Source organism: Dyadobacter sp. BHUBP1, assembly GCF_050587785.1.
GTDB lineage: Bacteria > Bacteroidota > Bacteroidia > Cytophagales > Spirosomataceae > Dyadobacter.
Genome location: NZ_JBOBIH010000040.1, coordinates 1 through 1,264, shown reverse-complemented (window position 1 = coordinate 1,264; position 1,264 = coordinate 1). Strand labels below are relative to the sequence as shown.

General features: G+C 45.6%; 1 protein-coding gene. It reads right to left on the bottom strand.

Features of this window, described 5'->3' with window-relative positions; genetic code table 11:
- Positions 1–18: 18 nt before the first annotated feature.
- Positions 19–1,026 carry an IS110 family transposase gene (locus tag ACQ4MZ_RS31540; protein ID WP_430852025.1) on the bottom strand — a complete coding sequence of 336 codons (1,008 nt, stop codon included), beginning with the start codon at positions 1,024–1,026 and terminating at the stop codon, positions 19–21.
- Between the last annotated feature and the right edge of the window lie 238 nt (positions 1,027–1,264).

The window sequence follows — 1,264 nt, the reverse complement described above, 5'->3', positions numbered from 1 at the left end:
CGGTCCGATTTCTATGGTTTAAACAAGTATAGGTACATAGTTTTTATCATATTTTTCACCTCGGCGAACCACAGCATAGATTCGGTGAATAAGTTTGTTCCGCACAGCATTCAAAATTAGCATCTTGTTCTTGCCTGTCGCGACTTTTCGCTGATAGTAGTTCTGCAATTCGCCTTGAGATCTGATGGTAGCCATGGCAGCTAAGTGTAGCAAGGTTTTGAGTGACTTACGGGCATGCGGGTTAACTCTTGTGCGGCCTCGTACACTACTGCCTGAACGATGTTCGAAGGGGGCTCCCCCCGCATGACAAGCTAACTTTTGGGGCTCACTGATAGTTTTAAATTCGCCCGTTGCTATGATTACTTCTGTCGCAACCACAGTTCCCACCCCCGGTACGGAAGTTAGTAAACCGAAAAGCATTCGCAATTCGCTATCTGTTTTAATAATCTCTTCGATGCTGGCCTCCACTTGTCGTAGGTCAATTTTGAGGGCTTTTAAGGAATTCTGGCAATGTTTTCTCAAAATTGACAGAAGTTCTTTGCCTCCAAATTGATTTTGTTCAGCTAATGGTACAGCTATTTGGTTGATAGCAGATTGTAGTCGCTGACGTAGCTGTGTTAATTCGCAAAGTTGCCTTAGAACCAAGCGTTGGGGGTGCCATAGCCGTAGGCGATCCTGGAACCGGAAGGCGTATTCGGCAATTCGGGCTGCGTCAATTGCGTCCGATTTACCCCGCTGCAAGCCACCAGCCTGCTTGATATGTAACGAAGCTTCCAGCCACAGATTAAACCCCTCCAAATGAAGTGTGTCTAAGACGTGCGCACTGTAAAGCCCAGTATGTTCCAGGCAACATACGCATGTTTCCAGGAAAAACTCCGGCAATGATTTTAGCCTTTTAGCCACTTTACGCACAGCATTTACAGAATTATCTGACTGTACTTGACAGACTAAGCCGTCAAGAGTATATACAGCCCAATCTAATGTAGCCTTTGATACATCGACCCCGATGAAGTAGTGAAATTTCATGAGATTTGGTAGGTTAATGATGGATAGATTGTCTTGTCCTATGCTCAAAACCTTCCTAATGGGTCTCTGGCTACCCTCATTTCTATTCGAGTCTGGGCAAGACTCAAAGCGGGCCCTAAATCGGACCATAGGTCTCTCTCCTAGCCGCCGCGATAGGTAGCCCCGCCCTGATTATTTTCCGATAAGATAAGAAAGGTTAAATATTGAAATCTTACCAGTCCACTAATCTAAAGGCCGC

Excerpts from the sequence above, each read along its gene's own strand:
- ACQ4MZ_RS31540 (WP_430852025.1), bottom strand. The coding sequence starts at position 1,026 with ATGAAATTTCACTACTTCATCGGGGTCGATGTATCAAAGGCTACATTA.